The organism is Micromonospora aridisoli (genome assembly GCF_056150025.1).
In genome coordinates this window covers 127,654-151,022 of record NZ_JAXCFK010000007.1, presented here as the reverse complement: position 1 = coordinate 151,022, position 23,369 = coordinate 127,654, and the positions used below count along the sequence as shown (strand labels likewise).

Sequence of the window (23,369 nt, the reverse complement as noted above, 5' to 3'; positions counted from 1 at the left end):
CTCAGCGTCGGTCGCGGCGATCGCGACGGTCGCCGCCGTCGAAGCGGCCCTCGCCGGGACGCACCTCACGGTCGCGTCGGACGGTGGCCTTGCGGCCCTTGATGGTGCTGCCGCGCAGTCCGGCGATGACCTCGTCGGCGACGGCGACGGGCACCTCGACCAGGGAGAACCGATCGGCGATCTCGATCGAGCCGATGTCGCGGCCGCGGATCCCGGTCTCCCCGGTGATCGCGCCGACCAGGTCCTGCGGACGTACCCCGGCCCGCCGGCCCACGCCGATGAAGACCTGGGTGGTGCCAGCGGTACGGGGACGCGCCGGTCGGCGCTCGCCCCGGCCCTCGTACCCCGGCCGGGAATCCCGGGGTGGGCGGACCGCGACCTGCGGAATCTCCTCCTCGGCCTCGTCGGAACCCGGCAGCGTCGCCTCGTGGGCCAGCTTCACCGCGGCGAGCGCCACCTCCATCAGGTCGAACTCGTCGCTGAGCGTCTCGACGATCACCCGGAACGGATCCAGGTCGTCCTCCAGCAGGCTCTCCCGCAGCGCCGCCTGGGTCAGCTCCAGCCGTCGGGTCCGCAGATCGGCGACCGTGGGGATCTTGTCGATCGTGATCCGCTGCCCGGTGACCCGTTCGATGGTCTTCAGCATCCGGTGCTCCCGGGGCTCCGCCAGGGTGATCGCCACCCCCTCCCGGCCGGCCCGACCCACCCGCCCGATGCGGTGCACGTACGACTCCGGGGCCGACGGCACGTCGAAGTTGACCACGTGGCTGAGCTGCTCGACGTCGAGGCCACGGGCCGCCACGTCGGTGGCGACCAGCAGGTCCGCGGTGCCGGCGCGGAGCCGCCCCATCACCCGGTCCCGCTGCTCCTGACTCATCCCGCCGTGCAGCGCCTCGGCCCGGTAGCCGCGGCCGTTCATGGTCTCGGTGAGCCGGTCGACCTCCTCCCGGCTACGGCAGAACACGATCGCCGCCGTGGGCGACTCGACATCCAGCACCCGGCCCAGGGCCGCCGGCTTGTGCGCCCGCGCCACCAGGTACGCGCTCTGCCGCACCCGGGGCGCCTCGCCGGCCACCGGCTGCTCGCGGGCGATCAGGATGCGCACCGGATCGGTCAGGTGCGCCCGCGCCATCCCGTCGATCCGCGCCGGCATGGTGGCGGAGAAGAGCAACGTCTGCCGCTGCTCGGGGGCGTGTTCCAGGATCGCCTCGATGTCCTCGGCGAACCCCATGTCGAGCATCTCGTCGGCCTCGTCGAGCACCACGCTGGCGAGGTTGCCCAGCCGCAGCGTGCCCCGGGCGATGTGGTCCAGGGCGCGGCCGGGGGTGGCCACCACGACGTCGACCCCGGCGTCCAGTGCCCGCAGCTGCCGACCGATCGGCTGCCCTCCGTAGATCGGCAGCACCCGGGCACCGAGATCCTTGCCGTAGCGGTGGAACGCCTCGGAGACCTGCACCGCGAGTTCCCGGGTCGGCACCAGCACCAGCGCCAGCGGGTCGGCTCCCGCCCGGTCGTCCGGCATGCGCTGCAACAGCGGCAAGGCGAACGCCGCCGTCTTGCCCGTACCCGTCGCCGCCTGTCCGAGCAGGTCCCGCCCGGCCAGCAGCGGCGGGATCGCCTCCCGCTGGATCGGCGTGGGTTCCTCGTAACCGAGCGCGGCGAGCGCGGCGAGCAGTTCGGGCCGCAGCCCGAGATCCGTGAAGGCGGGCGGCTCGGTGGACGGGTCGGGCGGTACGGGCGTGGAACTCATGGGTCAAGCCTTTCATCACGCCCGTCCACCCGCTGCGGCGACCACCGGAACATGTGCGTGGGGCCATCCCACGCACATGATTTCGGCCCGTTCACCCGGCGAGCAACGCCAGGATGATGGTGATCCCCAGCACGGCGTCGATGACCGCGCAAAACTCGGCGTAGGCGCGGGGCACCACCCGGCGGGTGCGGTGGAACAGGTCCCAACCGGCGTGGGTCAGCCAGCCGAGCGCCACCAGCCACTGCCCGGCGGCGCCGCCGAGCAGCGCGGCGAGCAGGGCCAGCGCCGACCATCCGACCAGGCCGCCGAGCTGCAGCCGAAGATTGCCCGGTACGCCCCACTGCCGGCGGACGGTCCCGATCACCAGGTAGCCCGCCGGCAGGACCAACAGGGTGTACGCCCCCAGTGTCATCGGCGCGGTCCAGTTGTCGGCAGTCATCAGCAGCGCCAGCCCGGCGGGCCAGCGGTGCGCCAGCGCCAGCGCCAACGGATGCCGAGCAGCGGGCGGGGCACCCGGATGCCGGGTGTACTCGGCTCGACGACGTAGCATCGCCGCCCCCATCGCCGGCACCATCAGGAGGTGGGCGCCGACCATCATGAGGTCCGCGTCGAGCAGCCCGGCGCGGTGACCGACCACCAGGAGCAGGACCGGAGCGTACATGGCCAGCACCATCTCGCCGATCGCGGCGACCGAGTGGCGGCGGTACGCCATCCAGCCCGCCATGCCGATGCTCATGTCGGTGGCCATCAGGATCGCGCCGAGCCCGGGCGACGCCGGGGCCAGCCCGAGCGCGGTGCCCAGGGCGGCCCGCGCCGGTCCGAGGACCAGCATGCCGGCCACCATGGCCAGCACCATCTCCAGCGCATGCCGGGCCAGCGGCCTGAACCGGCCGGTACGCCGCGACCCGGCCGGTCGGCTGCACGTCGTGGGATCGGAGGGGGCGGGAATCGGTGCGGTCGACGTCACCGTCGGTCTCAGCTCTGCCATGTGACCGAGCCTCGTGGGAACCCGGCGCGGCAACCATCCGCCCACCGTCACCGGTCGGTCGGGTGAAACGCCCGGTCGGGTCGGGCAGACCGGTGGGTCCACCGGTGCGGTACCACGCTCTACCCTGGCGTCCGTGGTGACCGACACGGCGGTGCCGGGCAGCGGGCGGCCCCTGTCCCGTGCCCGGGCCGCGACCCTCGTATCCCTCGCCCTGGGGATGGCCGCCACCCTGCTCCTACCGGCGGTCGGGCTGACCCGGGAACCGGACGTCTGGCGGGCGGCGGCGGGCGCGCTCGGGCTGGGCGCGTTCGCGCTCGTACTGGCGGTCGCGCTGTACGTCGCGGTCACCCCGGCGCCGCCCGCCGGGCTACGCCGGTGGATGACGATCGGGTACGCCGGGACGGCGGTGCTCAGCGTGCCGCTCGTCGCGCCGGTCGCCGGTGCGGCGTGGCCCACCTGGGCGTGGCTCGGCGCGGCGCTCGTCGGCGGGATCGCGTTGCTCGCACCGTTACGACTGGTGCTGCCGGCGGCGCTCGTCACCGTCGCGGTGTCCGGGGCGGTGGCCGGGCTCACCGGCGGGTCCGTCGGTCGATCGGTGCTGATCACCGGCACCGTCGGCCCCGGCGTCGCGCTGGTCAACGGCTTCCAGGTGTGGTTCTGGCGGCTGCTGGTGCAGGCCGACCAGGGGCGGGAGGCGCAGGCTCGGCTGGTCGCCGCGCAGGAGCGGCTGCGCTTCGCCGGTGACGTGCACGATCTGCTCGGGCATCACCTGACCGTCATCGCCCTCAAGTCCGAGCTGGCTGCCCGGCTCGCGGCGAACGACCCGGGACGGGCCGGCCGGGAGGCGGGGGAGGCGCAACGGCTGGCCGCCACCGCCCTGACCGAGCTGCGCCGCACCGTGCACGGCTACCGCCGGATCAACCTGGCCGAGCAGCTCACCGCGGTGGGGGAGGTGCTGCGGTCGGCCGGGGTGCGATGCACGGTCGTACCACCCGGCGACGAACTGCCGCCGGAGCTGTCGACCCAGCTCGCGGCGGTGCTCCGCGAGGCCGGCACCAATGTGCTGCGGCACAGCCGGGCCGGCTGGTGCCGGATCGAGTTCACCCGGGAGGACGACATGGCGCGGATGACCGTGACCAACGACGGGGCGCCCGTTGCCGTGGAGCCCGACCGGCACAGCCACGGGCTGCGCGGTCTGGCCGACCGCCTGGCCGAGGCCGGTGGACAGCTACGCACCCGGTGCGCCGACGGTGTCTTCACCGTCGAGGCGACGGTACCGGTCGCCGCATGATCCGTGTCCTGCTCGCCGACGACGAGGAGCTGATCCGCACCGCCCTGGCCGCGCTGCTCGATCTCGAGGAGGACCTGTCGGTCGTCGCCCAGGCCGCCGACGGGGAGGCGGCGGTGAGCGCCGCTCTCGCCCACCGGCCGGACGTGGCGGTGGTCGACCTGGCCATGCCCCGCCGCGACGGCTTTCAGGTCGCCGCCGAACTGGCCCGATCGTTACCGGCGTGCGCGGTGGTCATCCTCACCGGTCAGGGACGTCCGCCGCACCTGGCCCGAGCGCTGTCCGCCGGGGCGCGGGGCTTCCTGCCCAAGGGCGCACCGGGCGGCGCGTTGGCCGATGTCATCCGCCGGGTGCACGTCGGCGGCCGGTACGTGGATCCGGCCCTGGCGGCGGACGCGCTCAGCATCCCGCCCTGCCCACTGACTCCCCGGGAACTGGAGACGCTCCGGCTGGCCGAGGAGGGCTCGTCGGTCGCCTCGATTGCCCGCCGGGCGCACCTGTCGACCGGCACGGTCCGCAACTACCTGGCCCTCGCCGTGCAGAAGCTGGCCGTGGACAGCCGCGCCGAGGCGGTCCGCGTCGCCCGCGAGTACGGCTGGCTGTGAGGTACCTACCGCGACGCTCCGGGGCGGATGCGCGGGGTGGCCCGTAGCATTCGTGGCGTGACGATCGCCGGGCCGGTCAGCGGGCCGCGGGAGGCGCTCCTGCGGCGGGTGATCGCGTACTTCGCGGCCCACGGGGTCGGCGACACCAGCCTGCGTACGCTCGCCGCGGAGATCGGGACGAGCCACCGGATGCTGATCTACCACTTCGGCTCCCGGGAGGGGCTGCTCACCGCCATGGTCGACGCGGTCTGGCGGTCCCAGCAGGAGTTGCTCGAATCGCTGCTGCACGAGGCGGTCGACGACCCGTACGACGGTGCGTGGCGGTTCTGGGTACGGCTGGCCGACGACCGGGCGTTCGCCCCGCTGTTCTTCGAGATGTCGGCGGCCGCGATGCAGGGGCACGCGTGGGCGGATGCGCTGCGTACCTGGATCGCGGTCTGGACCGATCGCCTCGGCCGGTTCTTCGAGGGCGTGGGCCATCCGCCCGCGCAGGCCAGGATTCAGGCGCGGATGGCGCTGGCGATGACCCGGGGCGTGCTGTTCGAGTTGGCGTTGACCGGTGACCGTGCGACGGCCGACGCCACCATGGCGGCCTTCCTGGCCTCCACGCGGCCCGCGACCCGGACCGTGTGACTGTCCCTCAAGGGCGGGGGGCGACCTCGGTCGTGACGAACCGGGCCAGTTCGGCCGCGAGCCGGTGTGGCTGGTCCTCGGGCACCAGCGTGTAGCTGTCGTCGATCTCGACCAGCCTGCCGTGGGGAAACAACGCGGCCAGCCGGGGCCCGTGCGAGCGGGGCATCAGCTTGTCCTCGCGGGCCCAGACCACGAGTACCGGACGGTCGAACGAGGCCAGCCGGGTCGTCAGCGCCCGCAGGTCGTCCTTTGCCGGGGTGGAGAGCGCGAAGGTGCGCAGGTCCCGCCGGATCGCCGGGTCCTGCTGTGCGGGTCGGAACCAGGCGTCCATGATCTCCCGGGGGATGGGGCGTTTGCTCATCCAGCCCCAGGCGCCGGGTGCTCGGCGGAACCAGCCGAACCGCTGAAACTGCATCGACAGCCACAGCATTCCGGGGATCCGCGCGCTTCTCGCCACCGCCTTGCCCGGCTTTCCGGGCGGAAAGTTGTCGAACGCCTCGCAGGCGACCAGCGCCAGAGCGGCGATCCGGTCGGTCGGACCGTCGGCGACGAGGAACTGGACGCCACCCCAGTCATTGGCTACCAGGGTCACCTCGCGCAGGTCCAGTGCGTCGAGCAACTCCCCGACGAGTGCTGCGACGCCCCGGTGGGTGACCAGTTCCGGCCGGTCCATCGGACGTCGGTGACTGCCGAGCGGCAGGGTCGGGCACACGCAACGAACGGTCGGGCCGAGTTCGGCGACCACCTGCCGCCAGAGGCTCGCGTCCATGTTCACGCCGTGCAGCAGCACCAGCACCGGACCGTCGCCACCGCTGTCGGTGTAGTCGATCGTGCCGGCGGTCAGGGTGATGGTGGGCATCGACCGTCCTCCTGCCGAGAGACCATGTCTGTACCGGATGGTACATCGGCGACTGGGTGGGGCGTCCGGGTCCGGACGCCCGTGTGCCGGCGTTCGACCGTTCACGCGGTCTGCCATGCCTTAGGGGGATACGGGAGTATTACTCGCACTAATCCGAATCGGTGTGGTTACGTTCTGTCACAGGCGATCATCGCGGCGGCAGAGAGGACCGATCATGCGAGTGCCCAGCCGAAGCCCCGGCCAGCGGCCCGGTCCGCCCGTCACTCCGGCGCGTCGGCGCCCGCGAGGCGTCGTACGCCCGATCGCCGCGGCCCCGCCCGACCTGGACGCCTACCGCGACGCGGTGGCCGACCTGCTGGTCGAGGTGGGCGCGCTGGCCGGAGCCGGCAGCGCCAAGGGCCGCCAGGTGCTGATCGACCAGCGGTTGCGGGAACCGGCCATCGTGCGGGTACTCGACGCCACCTCGCAGGGGCTGATCGGAGCCCGCGAGACGCTGCTGCTGGAGATGGCCCGCTACCAGCCGAACGAGCGCAGTTCCGCCAGCGACCTGGCCGCCCTCGTACGGATCTACCTGCTCTCGCGCATCGACGTGATGTGGTGGCGCGACGCTGCCACGTTCCTCACCGACACCCAGGTGAACCACAGCGCCGAGCTGGTCGACCTCGAATGGCTGCGGCGCCGGGACCTGCTGCGGTTCCAGTACACCGAGCAGCCCCGCACGGTCGTCGGCCGGGGCGTGCGGGCGCTGCGCCGGCGGGTGCTGCCCGACGCCACCCCGCGTACCGCCGGGTTGCTGTTCCGCCGGGCCCGCCGTGAGGTCGTCGCGCTGCTCAACGACATCGGTCGTGAGTTCGCCGCCGCCACCCCGGCGGGCACCCCGCCACTGTGGGTGACCAGCCTCGTCCGCAGTGCGGAGCACCAGTACCGGTTGCGACGTCTCGGGTACGCCGCGATGGTGCCCAGCGGCCACTGCCTGGGCTGGGCGGCGGACGTGGAGATGGCCTGGTTCGACCGCTTCGGAGTGCGCGAGACCCTGGCCGGGCTGCTGCTGAACCGGCAGCGGGCGGGCGAGATCAACGTGGTCGACGAGGGCCAGGCCTGGCACATCTGCCTCGCCCCGGCCGCGGCCCTTCGGCTCCGTCGGGCGTACGAAGCCGAGATGGGAATCTGATCATGTGCGGGATCATGCTCAGCATCGGCCCGGAGGCCGACCCGGCGATCTTCCGACGGATGCTCGGCGCGCTCGACCCACGGGGTGAGGTCACCGAGACCAGGCATGAGACCGGGCTGCTCGCCGGGACCCGGCGGCTGCGGGTGGTGGACCGTGAGCGCGCCGTGCAGCCCTGGGCCTCCACCGACGAGCGCTGGTTGCTCTGCTACAACGGCGAGGTCTTCAACCACCACGAGCTGCGGGCCGAGTTGACCGCCCTCGGCCACCGGTTCCGCAGCGTCAGCGACACCGAGGTGGTGCTCGCTGCCTTCGAGCACTGGGGTGAGCAGGTGGTGACCCGGCTGCGCGGCGAGTACGCCTTCGTCGTGGTGGAACGCGCCACCGGCCGCGCGTACCTGGTCCGGGATCCGCTCGGGGTGAAGCCGCTGTACTGGGCGCGGACGCCGGGCTGCCTGCACCTCGCCAGCGAGGTGAAGGCGTTGGTCCGGCTGGGCGCGCCGGTCAACGAGGTGCCGCCGGGGCATCACGGCTGGGCCGACGCCGACGGCCGGGTCCAGTTGCGACCGTACGTGGATCTGCTCGCCCTCGGCGCGGGCCGGCCGGTGGTGGCGGACCCGGACGAGGCCGCCCTGCTCGTCCGTGCCGCCCTCACCGACAGCCTCCGGGTGCGGATGGACACCGACCTCACGGTCGGTGTGGTGCTCTCCGGGGGTCTGGACAGCTCCCTGGCGCTGCTGCATGCGGCGCAACTGCACCCGGACTGCGTCGCGGTCACCGTCGGGGTGCCGGAGAGCCCGGACCTGGCGTACGCCCGGCGGCTGGCGAAGGATCTCGGCGTCGCGCACGAGGTGGTGGAGCTGCGCCCGCGCGACATCCGGCTGGCCGACGTGCGGGAGGCGATCCGGATCTCCGAGCTGACCGAGTACGGCGACATCATCAACGCGGTGGTCTCGGTGCCGATCTTCCGCCGGCTGCGGGAGCTGGGCGTCAAGGTGGTGCTGACCGGTGACGGCTCGGACGAGCTGTTCGGTGGCTATCCCATGTACCACGAGGTCGGCCCGGAGGCGTCCCGGCGACTCTTCCTGCACAAGATCCGCAACCTGTGCCGGACCGAGTTGCAGCGGGTCGACCGGACCAGCATGGCCTTCGGCGTCGAGGCCCGGGTGCCCTTCCTCGACCTCGCCCTGGTCGAGCTGGCGATGCGGTTGCCGATCGAGTTGAAGATGCGTGACGGCCAGGAGAAGTGGATCGTCCGGCGGGCCTTCGCCGACGTGCTGCCCGACTACATCCGGCGCCGGCCGAAGAACCCGATGTCGTACTCCTCGGGACTGCACGAGCGGGCCCGGTTGTACAAGCCGCTCTTCGCCCGGCTGCACCGCTCGTTCGGGTACCACCTCCTGGAGCCGGTCCGCCGCGACTTCGACAGCGTGCTGATGCGCTGTGGCAACGACCTGGACGCCGCGCTCGCCGCCGGCCGGGCGAGGCCCGACTACACGGTGCTCGAACATGCCCGCGACCTGGTCGGCGCGGCGAAGTGGAACGCCACCCCGATCGTGCGCCGGCTGGTGTCCCCGCGCCGCAACCGCGGCGACGAGGCGCCGCTGCCCGGCTGATCCGTTGCCCGACCCGATGGCCCACGGTTGACTCTGACACGGTGTCAGCGCCGACCGTGGAGGGACCATGTTCACCATCGGAGACTTCGCCAGCCTCGGTCGGGTGTCGGTACGGATGCTGCGCCACTACGACAGCATCGGCCTGCTTCCGCCCGCCGCCGTCGACCCGCACAGCGGCTACCGCTACTACACCGCCGCCCAGTTGGGCCGGCTCAACCGGGTGATCGCCCTCAAGGACCTGGGACTCACCCTGGCTCAGGTGCGGGCGATCCTCGACGACGCCGTCGACCTGGTCGAGCTGCGGGGCATGCTGCGGCTGCGCCGTGCCCAACTGGAGGCGCAGTTGGCGGCGGACACCGCCCGACTGTCCAGCGTCGAGGCGAGGCTCCACATGATCGAAACGGAGGGTCGGATGACCAGCCAGGATGTTGTGATCAAGCAGATCCCGCTGATCCGGGTGGCGGAGCTGAGCGATGTCGCCCGAAGCTACGACGGTGCGGACATCGGCCCGGTGTTGACCCCGCTCTACCCGGAGCTGTTCCGCCGGCTGGAGGCCACCGGGGTCACTCCGGCCGGGCCGGCGCTGGCCTGGTACGACCGGGCGGAGGACGGCGACGGTGTCGTCGTGCACGCGGGCGTGGGGGTCGAGGGGAGTTTGAAGACTGCCGGTGACGTCGCGGTGGTGGAGCTGCCGGCGATCACGGCGGCGACGACGATCCACCACGGCTCGATGGACACGGCCGACCGGAGCCTGCAGGTGCTGGCCCGCTGGATCGAGGAGAACGACTGGCGGCCGGCCGGCTACGCCCGCGAGCTCTACGTGCAGTACTGGCCCGAAGAGGCCGACAAGGGCGTCACCGAGTTGCAGCTACCGGTGCGCCGGGCCTGAAGCCGACGGTTGGTCGCCGTCACCGGCCCCCCACGAGCGAGGGCGCCGTGGCGTCCGGCCGGGGTCAGCCGGTGAGCAGCAGGGCACCGACCGCCGCGAGGGTGCCGAGCACCGCCACGACGGCGCTGGTCACGAGGAACCGGGCCACCGGCACCCGGACCCGCGCCGCCCGGCAGCGTTCCAGCCAGAGCAGCGTCGCCAGGGACGCCCACGGCAGCGCCAGCGGCCCCACGTTGGTACCGATCAGCAGCGCGAGCAGCCGCTGTCGCTCCCCGGTGGGCAGCACCGCCTCACCGGCCAGATAGGCGGGCAGGTTGTTCACCAGATTGGCCAGCAGCGCTCCGGTGCCGCCCGCCCGTAGGACGCCCGGCACCCCGCCGTCGCGCCCGGCGAGCCCCGCCACGAGGTCGTTCAACCCGTGCCGGCCGATGGTCTGGACCACCAGGAACAGCCCGGTGACGAAGATCAGCAGCCGCCAGGGCAGCAGCGCGGGACGCAGCGTGGCGGGGGAGCGGACCGCGAAACCGAGCACCAGCAGACCAGTGGCGACCGTCGAGGCGAGACCCACCGGCGCGCCGGCCAGGATCCCGCCGACGAACAGCAGGCAGGCGGTGAACGCGGTGCGGTACAGCACCGGGTCGGCGGGGCGGTGCGGCTCCGGTGTCGGGAACCGGTCGTCGGCCGGCCGGTCCCGACGCCACCAGCAGAACCAGAGCAGGAGCGTGGTGACCGTGAGGACGGCCAGCTGCGGCAGCCACATCAGGCCCGCGTACGCGAGCGGATCGAGCCCGATCCGGTCCGCGGCGAGCAGGTTCGTCAGGTTGGACACCGGCAGCAGCAGGCTGGCCGTGTTCGCCAGCCAGACGGTGGTGACAGCCAGCGGCGCCACCGCCGTGCGCAGGCTGACGGCCAGGGCGAGCATCACCGGCGTCAGCAACACCGCCGTGGTGTCCAGGTTGAGCACGATGGTGGTTGCCGTGGCCAGGGCGACGCAGAGTACGAACAGCGCCGGCCAGCTACCCCCGGCGGCGACGGCCAGGCGGTTGGCGAGCACGTGGAAGACGCCGGCCGCGGCGGTCAGCTCGGCGAGGATCACCACGGTGCCGAGGAAGAGCAGCAGCGGCAGCACCCGGCCGAGGGTGGCGGCGGCTTCGGGGCGGGGCAGCAGCCCGGTCGCGACGCAGCCGGCCCCGATGACGGCGAGCGCGACGGCGACCGCGTCGAGCGGGTGGGGTCGACGCCGGGCCGGCTGGAGCGGGGCGGGCGGGGCAGCCCCGGCGGAGGTCACGGTCGGCCATCCTGGCACGGTCGGCGTCCGCCGTCGGTCCGGGTGTCGGCGCAGGTGACGGCGGGCACGAGCGTCGGTGCCGGCGCTCCCGCGACGGCGGCCTGCCGACAGCACCCGGGGCGGATGGTGTCGGCAGGCCGCCGCTGGTGTGGCCGGTTCAGCCGGCGGGCGGGTACGGGTCGTCCCGGTACGTGTACTCGGTCTCGATCTTCCCGTCGGCGGTGTGCACCACGAGCTGGCTGGGCTCGTTGCCGTGGGCCGCCTCGCGTCCCGCCTCGACCGCCCGCTGCTTGGTGTCGTACGTGCCGACCACGCTGCTGCCCTGCTCGACCTTCCAACCGCCGCCGTCGGGCACCACGTGGTACTCGTTGCGCTTCATCTCGTACCCCTTTCCTGCGTGACGGACGGGATACCCGGGACGGGCGGGAGGAAACGCGGCCACTGGTGCCGCCGGTACGCGGCCGGGCCCGACCACTCCCGTAGGGGAGGGCCGGGCCCGGTTGCGGGTGCGCTGCTCCTTACCAGCTCAGGTAACTGGGCTGGGTCTGGACGTTCAACTCGCGGAAGTGGACCAGCTTGGCCGTCCACGTCCGCCAGTCGTCGAGCTCGAGCACGTCGAGCCCCTTCTGGATGTCGGAGGAGTAGATGTGGCCGTTGTAGTAGTAGGCCGACCAGGAGCCGCCCACGATCAGCTGGCTGTCCGACAGGGGGCCGCGCTCCCAGAAGCCGATCTCCTTGGGCTTGCGGGAGTCGGTGAAGTCCCACACCGAGATGCCGCCCTGATACCACGCCTGGACCATGATGTCCTTGCCGAGCACCGGGATCAGCGAGCCGTTGTGCGCCACGCAGTTCTCGGTGTCGCCGTTGGTGCGGGGGATCTTGTAGTAGCTGCGGAACTCCAGCGCGCGCTTGTCGCCTCGCCCGGTGATGTCGTAGATCGCGTTGGCGCCGCGCTCCGGGCCGATGGTCTCGTTGCAGGTGGGGCCACCGCCACCACCCAGCTCGTCGGTGAAGACGACCTTGGTGCCGCGGTTGTTGAAGGTGGCCGAGTGCCAGAACGCGAAGTTGGTCGTGTCCCGCACCGTGTGGATCACCCGAGGCGCCTCCCGCTTGCTGATGTCCAGCAGCACTCCGTCGCCCATGCAGGCGCCGGCGGCGAGGTCCTTCGCCGGGTAGGCGGTGATGTCGTGGCAGCCGGTGGTCGCCGAGCCGCCCGTGCGGCCCTCGTACCCACCGTCCGGGAAGAGGTTCGGCGTGGCGACGACCGCCGCGTCGGTCGGCTTCTTCAGCGGCACCTTGACGATGCTGATCGAGTCGTGCGGCGGCTGGCAGTCCGGGAAGGTGGCGTTCGGGCTGTACGAGGAGACGTACAGGTAGACGGACTTCTTGTCCTTCGCCGGGACCAGGGTGTGCGTGTGTGAGCCGCAGGCCGTCTCGACCGACTTGATGTAGCGGGGACTGGTCTTGTTCCTGACGTCGAAGATCTTGATGCCCTCCCACGACTCCTTGATCGTGGCGGACTGGGCGACGCTGCTGCAGGAGTCGTCGTTGCGGGACGAGTCGGTGGACAGGAAGAGCAGGTCACCGTAGATGGAGATGTCGTTCTGCGCGCCCGGGCAGAGCACCTGCGAGACGATCTTCGGCTTGCTCGGCCTTGAGACGTCGTAGATGACGAAGCCGTCGTAGTTGCCGACGAACGCGTACTTGCCCTGGAAGGCGATGTCGGTGCCGAGCGCCGCGGTGGTGTCGAACGGCGCCTGCTTCGGCAGGTTGGCGATCAGCTTGAGGTTGGGGCTGCTGGCAATCTCGTCGACACCGAGTGGTGCCTCGACGGCTGCGGCGGACTCGGTTGCCGCCTGGGAGACCGTCTGCGCGTTGCCGGGTGAGGCAACGGCGATGCTGGCGAGGAGGAGCCCGGTGGCGGCCACACTGACGATACGCAGTTGCCGCCCCCGTGGCAGGGTCGATCCGACCATCGGCGACGCCCTTCGGAAGGAGAGTGACGTTGGCCGTACCCTACTCGCCGATGAGAGGCATCGATGTGACCCGGGTCACATTGGGCGTCCATTGTGAATCGGCGCGATCGCGGCGACCTCGACCTTGAGGCGGCGCGGCATGACCGCTCGGCGCGGACGGCCGCTCGTCGTCGTCACATCGCTCGCTGCGGCAGTCCACATCTGTCCGCCCACGGGGAAACACCACGAAGGCGCCTCGTACGCTGGGTGCACGATGCGTGCGACGATCTTCGGCCGACGGCTGCCCGCCGTCGCCTTCGACGTGCTCCTCGCCGGTCTGGTGGCCCTGGTGAGCGTGGGCGGTGGGCCCGTGCAGCCCGGTGGCTGGTGGTCCACCGCGATCGGGGTGGGCATGGCGCTGGCCCTGCTGTTCCGCCGCGTCCGACCGGTGGCGGCGACCGCCGTGGTGGCGGCGTTGGCCTTCTTCCAGGTCGCCCTCGGCTGGGCCCCGACGATCTACGACGTGGCGGTCCTGATCGCCCTCTACAGCGTGGTCAAGTACGCCGAGCGGCTGCGTGACGGCGCGATCGCCGGGGCGGTGGCGTTGATCGGGGCGGTGTTCGCCGCCGCGCGGGATCCGCTGCCGGCCTCCTGGTACTACGCCGCCATCTACTACACCCTGCTCACCGGGGCCGTCTGGCTGGTGGCGCTGAACGTGCGCACCCGCCGGCAGTATGTGCTCAGCCTGGAGGAGCGGGCGGCGACCCTGGAGCGGGAACGGGAGGCCGAGGCGCGGGCGGCGGTGGCGGAGGAGCGCACCCGCATCGCCCGCGAACTGCACGACGTGGTCGCGCACAGCATGGCGGTGATGATCGTCCAGGCGGACGGGGCCCGCTACATGATCGACCAGGATCCGGTGACCTCCCGGGACGCACTCAAGATCGTGGCGGACACCGGCCGGCAGGCCCTGGAGGACATGCGCCGGCTGGTGGGCGTGCTGCGGGAGCCCAGCCCGCCCGACCCGGCCGCCGTACCGCCCGTACGGCCCGCGCCCGACCTGGTCGAACCCGCCCACCGGCGGCCCTCCATGGCCGAACTGCCCGCGCTGCTGGACCGGTTCCGTGAGGCCGGGCTGCGGGTGCGGCACACGGTCACCGGCGTGCCCGTCCCGCTGCCGCCGGCGCTGGAGCTGACCGTGCACCGGCTGGCGCAGGAGGCCCTGACCAACGTGCTCAAGCACGCCGGGGTGGGTGCGTGCGTGGAGATCACCCTGGACCACCGCGCCGACGGCGTCGCGCTGGTGGTGGTCGACGACGGTCGCGGTCACGGACCGCTCACACCGACGCCGACGGGCGGTCACGGCCTGGTCGGCATGCGCGAGCGGGTCTCGGTGTACGACGGCAGCCTCACCGCCGGCACCCGACCGGCCGGCGGTTGGCGGGTACGGGCCTGGCTGCCGCTGCCGTCGTCGCCGGGCGCGGAGGTGATCGCGGCATGACGATCCGGGTGGTGATCGTGGACGACCAGGCGCTCGTCCGCGCCGGGTTCCGGATGGTGCTGGACTCACAGCCCGATCTGGAGGTGGTCGGCGAGGCGATCGACGGCGCGGACGCGCTGCGGGTGCTCGACCGTGTGGTGGCGGACGTGGTGGTGATGGACATCCGGATGCCGACCATGGACGGGGTGGAGGCCACCCGTCGGCTCTGCGCCGCCCGGCCGGCGGGACCACCGAGGGTGCTGGTGCTCACCACGTTCGACACCGAGGCGGATGCGTTCGCCGCGTTGCGCGCGGGTGCGAGCGGCTTCCTGCTCAAGAACGTTCCGCCGGAGGAACTGCTCGCCGCGATCCGGGTCGTCGCGAACGGCGACTCGGTGGTCGCCCCGTCGATCACCCGGCGGCTGCTCGACCGGTTCGCCGACCAGCTCGGCGCCGGCCCCACCGAGGATCCCCGGCTGGCCCAGCTCACCGACCGGGAACGCGAGATCCTGCTGCTGGTCGCGCAGGGTCTGGCCAACGGGGAGATCGCCGCCCGGATACACGTCGCCGAGGCGACGGTGAAGACCCACGTGGGCCGGATCCTGGCCAAGCTCCGGCTCCGCGACCGGGTGCAGGCGGTGGTGCTGGCGTACGAGAGCGGCCTGGTCACTCCCGGCGCGGAGGGTCGGCGTACGACCTGAGGCGTACGGGTGTACCCGGTGCGGGGCGACCTGAGGCGTACCGAGGTCGAGCGTCCGGGTTGATCTCGACGGGGCGGCGGTCTCCATAGCGTCAGGGACGTCCGAGACCCACCGTCCCACGGAGCAGCACGTGTCGATCGCACCACCCCTCCACGCCACCGCCGGTGTCGCCGTCACCGCCCGGGGCCTGCGTAAGCAGTACGGCACCGGCCCGGCGGCCGTCGTCGCCCTCGACGATGTCGACGTCGACTTCGCCGCCGGTCGCTTCACCGCCATCATGGGCCCCTCAGGCTCCGGCAAGTCGACCCTGATGCACTGCCTGGCGGGCCTGGACCGACCCACCGCCGGGGTGGTCCGCGTCGGCGACGCCGAGCTGGGCAGCCTCGACGACCGTCGGCTGACCCTGCTGCGCCGCGATCGGATCGGCTTCGTGTTCCAGAGGTTCAACCTGCTGCCGGCGCTGCGCGCGGAGGAGAACGTCACCCTGCCGCTGGACATCGCCGGACGGCGGCCGGATCCGGCCTGGCTGCGTCAGGTGGTATCGGCGGTGGGACTCACCGACCGGCTGCGACACCGCCCGGCCGAACTCTCCGGCGGCCAGCAGCAGCGCGTCGCGGTGGCCCGCGCGCTGATCACCAAACCGTGGGTGGTCTTCGCCGACGAGCCGACCGGCAACCTGGACTCCCGCGCCGGTGGAGAGGTGCTGCGGCTGCTGCGCGAGGCGGTCGACACCCTCGGGCAGACGGTGGTGATGGTGACCCACGACCCGGTCGCCGCCGCCCACGCCGACCGGGTGGTCTTCCTCGCCGACGGCCGGCTGGTCCGGGAACTGACCGAACCGACCGCCGAGGGAGTCCTCGACGTGCTCGCCCACCTGGACCTCGACGCCGCTACCCAGGCGCCGGCCGGAGGGCGCTGACGTGATCCGGCTGACCTTGCGCTCGCTGCGTGCCGAGGCGGCGCGCATGCTGCTGTCCACCCTCTCCGTCGTCCTGGGCGTGGCCTTCATCGCCGGCACGCTGATCTTCGTGGACGGTATGCGGGCCGGCACCTACGACCGGGCGGCCACCTTCGACCGGCACACCGACGTCGGCGTGTACCGGGACGAGGCCATCGACGCCTCCCTGGTCGAGCGGGTGCGGACGGTCGACGGGGTACGCGCCGCCGAGGGCGAACTGACCGGCACCGCCGGGGTGGTTGGCTCCGACGGCCGTCCGGTGCTCGGGTACGGGGTTCTCGCCGCGATCCCCACCGACGTCGCCCTCCAGTCGTACGACGTGGTGGCCGGACGTCTGCCCGCCCACCCCGGCGAACTGGTGCTCGACGAGCGGACCGTCGCGGACCAGGGCTTCGTGCTGGGCACACCGGTACGCGTCGGTGGCGCCAGCGGCGCGGCCCGCCCGTACACCCTGGTGGGCACCGTCGACGTGGCCAGTACCGCGCGCGACATCGGCGGGCCGTTCGTCGGCCTGGTGGGCGCCGACGCCCTCGCCGTCACCGGACGGCGGGGCTACGACCGGATCATGGTGGCGGCCGCGCCGGGCATCTCCGACCAGCTGCTCGCCGAGCGGGTCGCCGCGGTGGCCGGCGCGGACACGACCGTACGTACCCGGCAGGAGATCCTGGACGCCGCCGTCGGCGACGCGGTCCGCGACCTGCGCCAGTTCAACCTGGTGCTGCTCACGTTCGCCGCGGTGGCCGTGGTGGTGGCCGCCTTCGTCATCGCCAACACGTTCACCATCGTGCTCGCCCAGCGCACCCGGCGGACCGCGCTGCTGCGCCTGGTCGGGGCCACCCGGGGCCAGGTGTTCCGGGCCACGCTGCTGGAGTCGGCCGCGGTCGGGCTGGTCGCCTCGGCCCTCGGTGTGCTCCTCGGCGTCGGACTGGCGGGCGGGCTGACCGCCCTGATGACGCGGCTGGCCGCACCGCTGCACGGCGAGCTGACCCTCACCGTCGGCACCGTGCTGGGCTGCCTCGTCGCCGGCACCGCGCTCACCGTCGGCGCGGCCCTCGTACCGGCCTGGCAGGGCACCCGGGTCGCCCCGGTTGCCGCGTTGACCGAAGCCGCTGTCCAGGTCGCCCGGCCCGCCGGTCGGGTGCGCCTGGCGCTCGGTGCGGTCGTCCTCACCGGTGGGGTGGCGGCCCTGGTGGGCGCGGCCTCGCTGGGGCAGGTCGCGCTGGTCGCCCTGGGCGGGGTGCTCAGCTTCCTCGGACTGGTTCTGTTCGGTCCGGTGCTGGTGCCGGCTCTGATGCGGATGTTCGGCGTGCCGGCCCGAAGGATCTTCGGCATGACCTGCTCGCTCGCGGTCGCCAATGCGGTCCGCAACCCCCGGCGGGTCGCCGCGACCGCCACCGCCCTGGTGATCGGGATCGGCCTGGTCTCGTCCTTCGTGGTGGGCGCGCAGAGCACCAAGGCGGCCATCGAACGCAGCGTCGACGCCCAGGTCGGGGTGGACTTCCTGGTGACCGGGATCGGCGTCGACCTGCCCGCCGGGGTGGTCGAGGCGCTGGCCGCCCGCCCCGAGCTGGGCACGGTGCACGAACCACGTACGAAGGTCGCCGACGACGTCGAGTTCCGCGCCGCCGCCCCGGCGCTGGTCGGACACCGGATCCAACAGGTGGTGAGCGGGCAGCTCGACCGGTTCGGGCCGGGCCGGGTGCTGGCGCACCGGGAACTGGCGGAGCGGCACGGCTGGTCGGCGGGGGAGACGGTGACCCTGCACGGCACGTCGTTCGAGCTGGCGGCGGTGGTCGTCGGCACCGGCTCCGAAACCGCCGACGGCTGGGTTCCGGCCGGTCACGTCGTCGAGCTGGACGACGGCGACTTCGCCCGGCTCTTCCCCGCCGAACGGGGCTACCTGGCGGAGATCGATCCGGCGGCGGGAACGTCGGCCGCCTCGGCCCGGGCCGCGATCGAGGCCGTCCTGGTCGACTACCCGACGGTGAACCTGATGGACCAGGCGGCGTACAAGCGGATGCTCACCGGCACCGTGGACATGTTGTTGACGTTCGTGGTGGCGCTGCTCGGCCTGGCGGTGGTGATCGCGCTGGTCGGGGTGGCGAACACCCTGAGCCTGTCGGTGGTGGAGCGCACCCGGGAGAACGCGTTGCTGCGGGCGGTGGGTCTGACCCGCGGCCGGATGCGGGGCATGCTGGCCGTCGAGGCGGTGCTCACCGCGCTGGTCGGCGCGGTGCTCGGCGTCGCCCTGGGCACCGGGGTGGCCGCGGCGGGGATGGCCATGCTGTCCCGGATCGCGGGTGAGTTCACCCTGGTCGTGCCGTGGGGGCAGCTCGGCGGGATCCTCGGGATCGCGGCGCTGGCGGCGCTGGCCGCCTCGGTGCTGCCGGCCCGTCGGGCCCTGGCGCTGCCGGTGGTGGAGGCTCTCGCGGACCGCTGATCAGAGGCGTTCCACGGTGGGGCCGGAGCAGCGGTTGCGGGCGTCGAAGACGTAACGAGCGTGCTTGACCACGAGGTCGTAGTCGAACACGTCGTGGTCGGTGACCACCACCACGCCGTCGGCCTCGCGCAGCTCGCGTTCGGTCAGGTCCACGGTCAGCACCCCGTCGGGAAGGTGGTGGGCCTCGGCGTACGGCTCGACCGCCCGGACCTCGGCGCCGAGTTCCCGCAGCCGCCGGGCGACGTCGACGGCCGGCGAGTCACGCATGTCGCCGGTGTTGCGCTTGTACGCCAGGCCGAGCAGCAGCAGCCGGGCGTCCTTGACCGCCCGTCCGGAACGGTTCAGTCCGGCCATCACCCGCTGCGCCACGTGTTCGGGCATCTCGTGGTTGACGTCGTTGGCCAGCTCGATGAACCGGAACTGCCGGCCGAGGCGGCGCTTGACCTGCCAGGAGAGGTAGCAGGGGTCGATCGGCAGGCAGTGCCCGCCGACACCGGGACCGGGCCGGAACGGCATGAACCCGAACGGCTTGGTCTCGGCCGCCTCGATGGCCTGCCAGACGTCGATGTCCAACTGGTGCGAAAGCATCGTCAGCTCGTTGACCAGGGCGATGTTGACCTGACGGAACGTGTTCTCGATGAGCTTGGTCAGCTCGGCCACCCGGGTCGAGTCCACCGGCACCGTACGCTCCACCAGACGCCGGTAGAACGAGTCGACCCGGGCCAGAGCGGCCGCGTCCACCCCGGAGACCACCTTCGGGGTGTTCGCCAACCGCCAGGTCGGGTTACCCGGGTCGATGCGCTCGGGGCTGTACCCGAGGTGGAAGTCCCCGGGGCTGCGCAGCCCGCTGATCGACTCCAGCAGCGGGCCGAGCAGCTCCTCGGTGGTGCCGGGGTAGGTGGTGGACTCCAGGACCACCGTGCAGCCGGGGCGCAGGTACGGCCCGATGCCCGTGCCGGCCTGCTCCACGAAGCTCAGGTCGGGGGTGCCGTCGCGCAGCGGCGTGGGCACGGTGATGACGCAGATGTCGAAGTCCTCGGCATCGGCGTACTCGGTGCTCGGGCGGTACCTCCCACTGGCCAGTGCGCGGCCGAGCCGGTCGGCGGGGACGTCCGACACGAACGACTCCCCGGAGGTGAGCCGTTTGATCCGGTCGGCGTCGACGTCGAGGCCGACCACGTCCAGGCCGGCTTCGACGGCCTGCATGGCCAGCGGCAGACCGACGTAACCCTGGCCGACGACGACCAACTTCTCCACGCTCACCCGGACTCCCGAACAGTAGGGATAACTGCTGGTGAGGAGCCTAGAGCGCGGTGTGACGCCGTACGTCCGTTTCGGGAAATCCGGGGAGGTTGGGGCCGGTGTGACGCTCAGCCCTCGCCGTCGCCACCGCCCGGCGGATCCCCAGCGGGCGGCGTGCTGGGGGTGGACGACGGGGTGGGTGTCGGCGGGGTGGGGCTCGGGGTCGACGGCTCCGGGTCGGGGCTGGGTGTGGTCGGCTCCGGCGAGCCGGGACTGCTCGACTCGCTGGGTTGCGGCGAGGTCGGAGTGGGCGACGCGGACCCCGTCGGCCGGCCCGTCGAGCCGGCCGGTCGCAGCGGGGGCACCCGCGCCGGCTCGCTCTCCTGCGGGCTCGGCACCGTCGCCTCCTCGTCGGTGGTGGATTCGGTGGTCGGTGCGGTGGTGGGCAGCTTCACCGCCGGGGTGTTGGCCTCCTGCACCACGCCGAGCGCCGCGCCGAGCGCCGTCAACCCGACCAGCGCGGCGGTGAGCGCGCCGACCAGGGCGCCGCGTCGCCGTCGGCGCGGTGGCGGCCCGTCGATCACCGGCACCCCGGTGCGGGTGATCGGACCGGCGTCGCGCAGCGCCGTGGCCGCCGGCACCATCGCGGTAGGCAGGGAGCTTTCCGACACGGCCGCCCGGGCCGCCTCCGCCATCGCCGCGCCGCTGCTGAACCGGTCGGCCGGATCCTTGGCCAGAGCCCGGTCGACCAGCACCCGCACCGCTTCCGGGATGTCGTGCGGCAGCTCCGGCGGGGGGTCGTCGAGATGCCGGACGGCCACCTGGAGCGGGTTGTCGCCGGTGAACGGCGGGCTGCCGGTCAGGCAGCAGTAGGCGACCGCGCCGAGGGCGTACAGGTCGGTCGCTCCCGAGACCGGTCGTCCGGCGGCCTGTTCGGGGGCCATGTAGAGGGCGGTGCCCGGCACCGCGTTCGTGCTGGTGATGCTGGTCACGTTCGTCGAGCGCGCCACGCCGAAGTCGACCAGAACGACCGTGCCGTCCTCCTGCATCAGCAGGTTGCTCGGCTTGACGTCGCGGTGCACGATTCCGCCGACGTGCGCGGCGTGCAACGCCTGAGCGGCCTGTGCGACCACCGACATGGCCACGCCCACGTCCAGGCGGCCCTCGGCCTCGATCCGCTTGGACAGCGGCTGGCCGGTGACGAACTCCATGACCAGGTAGTCGGCCCGGCCACCGCCGGGCAGGTCGTCCTCGCCGCAGTCGAAGACCTGCACGATGCCCGGGTGGCGCAGCGCCGCCATGATTCGAGCCTCGGCCCGGAACCGGGCGATGAAATCGGGGTCGGAGACGAGCGACGGCAGCAGCACCTTGACCGCGACCTGTCGGCCGAGGACCAAATCGGTCGCCCGCCAGACGTCGCCCATGCCGCCGGTGGCGACCCGCTCGTCCAGGCGGTACCGGCCGCTGAGTACGACCTCCGAAGACAACACGGCACCACCGTACCCATCGCGGGCACGATCGGCGCGTCGGCGGTCCGGCCGCCCCGTTCCTCGCCCCCGGTGCTCGCCGGGCTCGGAACCGCCGACCGCCGGCTGCGGACGCCTAGCGGTGACATCGTCGGCGCGGAGTGTAACGTGGCCGCCCTCACCGGCCCCGTTTCCCGCGACTCCGGCGGGTCCGTAGCGTCGCAGCTGCTGGGCACGTTACGGCGAACCGCGGCGTGACCGGTAGACATTTGTCACTGCTCGTGCGGCTCGGCACTTCTGGTGGAGGCCCGATCCGGCCGAGATGGTGGCGGGCGTTCAGTTGTGGTCCGTGGCGTTGTCGGCGAGAATCCGCTACCGGGCCGCACGGCCCGATCCGGTCAGGCCAACGGGGGTGGGGTGCAGGAGCAGGTCCGCCGCGCGGAACGGCCCGGGAGCGGGCGTGCCCGCCCGGTGCATGATCCCGCGGCGGCCGGTGGCCGGAAGCGGTGCGACCGTGACCGGTGAGCTGAACCAGCTGGTGGAGGCCGCTCAGGCCGGTGACGAGGATGCCTTCCGTCACCTGTACCGCAGCCTCCAGCCCGGGCTGCTGCGCTATCTGACCGCGCTGGTCGGCGCGGACGCCGAGGACGTAGCCTCGGAGACCTGGTTGCAGGTCGCCCGCGACCTGCCCTCTTTCACCGGTGGGGAGTTCCGTGCCTGGGCCGTCACCATCGCCCGGAACCGGGCCATGGACCATCTGCGCCGGCAGCGTCGTCGCCCCGCGCTGTCAGTGCCCGTGCAGGAACTCAGCGAGCTGGCCGGCGACGCCGACACCGCCGAGCGGGCCGGGGAGAGTCTCGGTACCGAGGCGGCGCTCGCGATGATCGCCAGCCTGCCGCCCCGGGAGGCCGAGGCGGTGCTGCTGCGTGCCGTGGTCGGCCTCGACGCCGAGACCGCCGGACGGGTGCTCGGTCGACGGGCCGGTGCGGTACGCACCGCCGCACATCGTGGCCTGCGCCGGCTGGCACTGCTCCTGGACCAGCGGAACGAGGCCAGCGCCCGGGTCGACGCCGCGACCCCGCCGCAGGACGATCTGCCGGCCGCGCCGCAGACCGACACCCCGCGGCGCCAGCGAGCCGGTCTGCCGCCCCGGACCGAACCGGTGGACGGCTGACGTGCGCGGACTGCGGAAGATGCTGCGCCGTTCGGTGCGCGCCGACCACGACCGGCTGCTGGACGCCGCGCACGAGGCCCGGCCCACCGGGCCGGTGGCCGGTCCGCCGGACCCGCTCGCCGATCTGCTTCGGGCCGCCGCCGCCCCGGCCCGGGAGCGCGAGCTCGCGGGCGAGGAGGCGGCCGTCGCCGCTTTCCGTGACGCCCGACGGTCCGGCGCCCCGGTGCCGGCACCGCGGCGTCGCCGGCACCGGTTCACCGCCGGCGCGGTGGCCTGGATCGTCGGTGTGGGAGCGGCCGCCACTGCGGGCGCCGCCCTCGCTGCGGTCGGTCTGGACCGTTCCGGTCCGGCTGCGCCGCCGCCCGTCGTGACCAGCCCGGCCGCACCGGCACCAACCACCGGTCAGGACGACCCCGCCGGTGAACCGTCGGCCGGTCCGACCGATCCGGCGGCAGCCCCGGCCGGCAGCCCCACCGCCACCGCGAACGCGGCCGGGCTGCCCTCGGTTCCGGCGACGCCGTCGCCCGGCCCCTCGGTGGAACCGGATCCCGGTGCCACCGTCGCCGCCGGTCCGGGCAACTCCACCAACACCAGTGACCACCGGGGCCTCTGCCGGGCCTACCTGGCCAAGTCGGAGCGGCAACGGGAACGGGCGTTGCGCACCCCCGCCTTCAACGAGCTGGTGGTCGCGGCCGGTGGCGCGGAGCACGTCGAGGCGTACTGCCGGGGCCTGCTGGGCGAGGCCGAGGCGGAGCCGTCCACGAGTCCCGCCGGCTGAGCCCGGGGCGTTCCGTTCGGCGCGGGGGCGGACCGCCCGCGCGGAATTCGACCGGATCGTGAAATCCGTTCGACGCCCCGTCGCCCACTGCTAG

The 23,369-nt window shown here is 72.9% G+C and carries 20 protein-coding genes; 12 read left to right on the top strand and 8 right to left on the bottom strand.

The window, feature by feature from the left end:
- Window position 1: 1 nt before the first annotated feature.
- Both SM447_RS16805 and SM447_RS16800 read right to left on the bottom strand, forming a co-directional pair.
- Window positions 2-1,750, bottom strand: coding sequence for a DEAD/DEAH box helicase (locus SM447_RS16805; protein WP_474573747.1), 1,749 nt, complete (start codon window positions 1,748-1,750; stop codon window positions 2-4).
- A 91-nt stretch (window positions 1,751-1,841) separates the two neighbouring features.
- Entirely contained in the window at window positions 1,842-2,738 is an 897-nt protein-coding gene (locus SM447_RS16800) for a hypothetical protein (protein ID WP_474573746.1), read from the bottom strand.
- A gap of 133 nt (window positions 2,739-2,871) precedes the next feature.
- Here SM447_RS16800 and SM447_RS16795 point away from each other — a divergent pair, with 133 nt between their 5' ends.
- From SM447_RS16795 to SM447_RS16785, 3 genes are read left to right on the top strand one after another with little or no spacing between them, the layout of a single operon-like run.
- Window positions 2,872-4,029, top strand: a complete 1,158-nt coding sequence (locus SM447_RS16795) for a sensor histidine kinase (protein WP_474573745.1) — start codon at window positions 2,872-2,874, stop codon at window positions 4,027-4,029.
- Complete coding sequence (locus SM447_RS16790; RefSeq protein WP_474573744.1) at window positions 4,026-4,631, top strand: response regulator transcription factor; 606 nt, start codon at window positions 4,026-4,028, stop codon at window positions 4,629-4,631. Before SM447_RS16795 ends, SM447_RS16790 begins: the two co-directional genes overlap by 4 nt.
- Before the next feature lie 57 nt (window positions 4,632-4,688).
- Window positions 4,689-5,264, top strand: a complete 576-nt coding sequence (locus tag SM447_RS16785; protein ID WP_474573743.1) for a TetR/AcrR family transcriptional regulator — start codon at window positions 4,689-4,691, stop codon at window positions 5,262-5,264.
- A gap of 7 nt (window positions 5,265-5,271) precedes the next feature.
- Here the strand turns inward: SM447_RS16785 and SM447_RS16780 are convergent, their stop codons facing one another.
- A complete protein-coding gene (locus SM447_RS16780) occupies window positions 5,272-6,123 on the bottom strand; it encodes an alpha/beta fold hydrolase (RefSeq protein ID WP_474573742.1) in 852 nt (283 codons plus the stop codon).
- 214 nt (window positions 6,124-6,337) lie between these two features.
- Here SM447_RS16780 and SM447_RS16775 point away from each other — a divergent pair, with 214 nt between their 5' ends.
- From SM447_RS16775 to SM447_RS16765, 3 genes are all read left to right on the top strand, one after another.
- On the top strand, window positions 6,338-7,294 hold the full coding sequence (locus tag SM447_RS16775) for a DUF5715 family protein (protein WP_474573741.1): 957 nt from the start codon (window positions 6,338-6,340) through the stop codon (window positions 7,292-7,294).
- A gap of 2 nt (window positions 7,295-7,296) precedes the next feature.
- On the top strand, window positions 7,297-8,907 hold the full coding sequence (locus SM447_RS16770; RefSeq protein ID WP_474573740.1) for an asparagine synthetase B family protein: 1,611 nt from the start codon (window positions 7,297-7,299) through the stop codon (window positions 8,905-8,907).
- 67 nt (window positions 8,908-8,974) lie between these two features.
- Entirely contained in the window at window positions 8,975-9,796 is an 822-nt protein-coding gene (locus SM447_RS16765) for a MerR family transcriptional regulator (RefSeq protein ID WP_474573739.1), read from the top strand.
- A 64-nt stretch (window positions 9,797-9,860) separates the two neighbouring features.
- Here the strand turns inward: SM447_RS16765 and SM447_RS16760 are convergent, their stop codons facing one another.
- The 3 genes from SM447_RS16760 to SM447_RS16750 form a co-directional block, all read right to left on the bottom strand.
- A complete protein-coding gene (locus SM447_RS16760) occupies window positions 9,861-11,084 on the bottom strand; it encodes an ArsB/NhaD family transporter (RefSeq protein WP_474573738.1) in 1,224 nt (407 codons plus the stop codon).
- 157 nt (window positions 11,085-11,241) lie between these two features.
- Entirely contained in the window at window positions 11,242-11,463 is a 222-nt protein-coding gene (locus tag SM447_RS16755) for a DUF2188 domain-containing protein (RefSeq protein ID WP_474573737.1), read from the bottom strand.
- A gap of 139 nt (window positions 11,464-11,602) precedes the next feature.
- Window positions 11,603-13,060, bottom strand: coding sequence for an LVIVD repeat-containing protein (locus SM447_RS16750; protein WP_474573736.1), 1,458 nt, complete (start codon window positions 13,058-13,060; stop codon window positions 11,603-11,605).
- 253 nt (window positions 13,061-13,313) lie between these two features.
- Between SM447_RS16750 and SM447_RS16745 the strand changes: the two genes are divergently transcribed.
- The 4 genes from SM447_RS16745 to SM447_RS16730 all read left to right on the top strand — a co-directional run bounded on the left by SM447_RS16745 (window position 13,314) and on the right by SM447_RS16730 (window position 18,615).
- Window positions 13,314-14,537 carry a sensor histidine kinase gene (locus SM447_RS16745; protein ID WP_474573735.1) on the top strand — a complete coding sequence of 408 codons (1,224 nt, stop codon included), beginning with the start codon at window positions 13,314-13,316 and terminating at the stop codon, window positions 14,535-14,537.
- A complete protein-coding gene (locus SM447_RS16740) occupies window positions 14,534-15,217 on the top strand; it encodes a response regulator (protein ID WP_474573734.1) in 684 nt (227 codons plus the stop codon). The genes SM447_RS16745 and SM447_RS16740 overlap by 4 nt, the downstream gene beginning before the upstream one ends.
- A 130-nt stretch (window positions 15,218-15,347) precedes the next feature.
- Window positions 15,348-16,136 (top strand): ABC transporter ATP-binding protein, encoded by a 789-nt coding sequence (locus tag SM447_RS16735; protein WP_474573733.1) that lies wholly within the window; start codon window positions 15,348-15,350, stop codon window positions 16,134-16,136.
- A gap of 1 nt (window position 16,137) precedes the next feature.
- Window positions 16,138-18,615 carry an ABC transporter permease gene (locus tag SM447_RS16730; protein ID WP_474573732.1) on the top strand — a complete coding sequence of 826 codons (2,478 nt, stop codon included), beginning with the start codon at window positions 16,138-16,140 and terminating at the stop codon, window positions 18,613-18,615.
- On the opposite strand, the gene SM447_RS16725 is transcribed toward SM447_RS16730, so the two are convergent.
- Both SM447_RS16725 and SM447_RS16720 read right to left on the bottom strand, forming a co-directional pair.
- Window positions 18,616-19,878, bottom strand: coding sequence for a nucleotide sugar dehydrogenase (locus SM447_RS16725; protein ID WP_474573731.1), 1,263 nt, complete (start codon window positions 19,876-19,878; stop codon window positions 18,616-18,618).
- Window positions 19,879-19,985: 107 nt separating this feature from the next.
- A complete protein-coding gene (locus tag SM447_RS16720) occupies window positions 19,986-21,347 on the bottom strand; it encodes a serine/threonine-protein kinase (RefSeq protein ID WP_474573730.1) in 1,362 nt (453 codons plus the stop codon).
- 490 nt (window positions 21,348-21,837) lie between these two features.
- Between SM447_RS16720 and SM447_RS16715 the strand changes: the two genes are divergently transcribed.
- Both SM447_RS16715 and SM447_RS16710 read left to right on the top strand, forming a co-directional pair.
- On the top strand, window positions 21,838-22,497 hold the full coding sequence (locus SM447_RS16715; protein ID WP_474573729.1) for an RNA polymerase sigma factor: 660 nt from the start codon (window positions 21,838-21,840) through the stop codon (window positions 22,495-22,497).
- Window position 22,498: 1 nt separating this feature from the next.
- Window positions 22,499-23,275 carry a hypothetical protein gene (locus SM447_RS16710; protein WP_474573728.1) on the top strand — a complete coding sequence of 259 codons (777 nt, stop codon included), beginning with the start codon at window positions 22,499-22,501 and terminating at the stop codon, window positions 23,273-23,275.
- The last annotated feature ends 94 nt before the right edge of the window (window positions 23,276-23,369 follow it).

What these genes read in the sequence shown, in the direction of transcription:
- SM447_RS16805 (WP_474573747.1), bottom strand. Translation starts at nt 1,750, where the DNA reads ATGAGTTCCACGCCCGTACCGCCCGACCCGTCCACCGAGCCGCCCGCC.
- SM447_RS16800 (WP_474573746.1), bottom strand. Translation starts at nt 2,738, where the DNA reads ATGGCAGAGCTGAGACCGACGGTGACGTCGACCGCACCGATTCCCGCC.
- SM447_RS16790 (WP_474573744.1), top strand. Translation starts at nt 4,026, where the DNA reads ATGATCCGTGTCCTGCTCGCCGACGACGAGGAGCTGATCCGCACCGCC.
- SM447_RS16780 (WP_474573742.1), bottom strand. Translation starts at nt 6,123, where the DNA reads ATGCCCACCATCACCCTGACCGCCGGCACGATCGACTACACCGACAGC.
- SM447_RS16775 (WP_474573741.1), top strand. Translation starts at nt 6,338, where the DNA reads ATGCGAGTGCCCAGCCGAAGCCCCGGCCAGCGGCCCGGTCCGCCCGTC.
- SM447_RS16770 (WP_474573740.1), top strand. Translation starts at nt 7,297, where the DNA reads ATGTGCGGGATCATGCTCAGCATCGGCCCGGAGGCCGACCCGGCGATC.
- SM447_RS16765 (WP_474573739.1), top strand. Translation starts at nt 8,975, where the DNA reads ATGTTCACCATCGGAGACTTCGCCAGCCTCGGTCGGGTGTCGGTACGG.
- SM447_RS16755 (WP_474573737.1), bottom strand. Translation starts at nt 11,463, where the DNA reads ATGAAGCGCAACGAGTACCACGTGGTGCCCGACGGCGGCGGTTGGAAG.
- SM447_RS16750 (WP_474573736.1), bottom strand. Translation starts at nt 13,060, where the DNA reads ATGGTCGGATCGACCCTGCCACGGGGGCGGCAACTGCGTATCGTCAGT.
- SM447_RS16745 (WP_474573735.1), top strand. Translation starts at nt 13,314, where the DNA reads ATGCGTGCGACGATCTTCGGCCGACGGCTGCCCGCCGTCGCCTTCGAC.
- SM447_RS16740 (WP_474573734.1), top strand. Translation starts at nt 14,534, where the DNA reads ATGACGATCCGGGTGGTGATCGTGGACGACCAGGCGCTCGTCCGCGCC.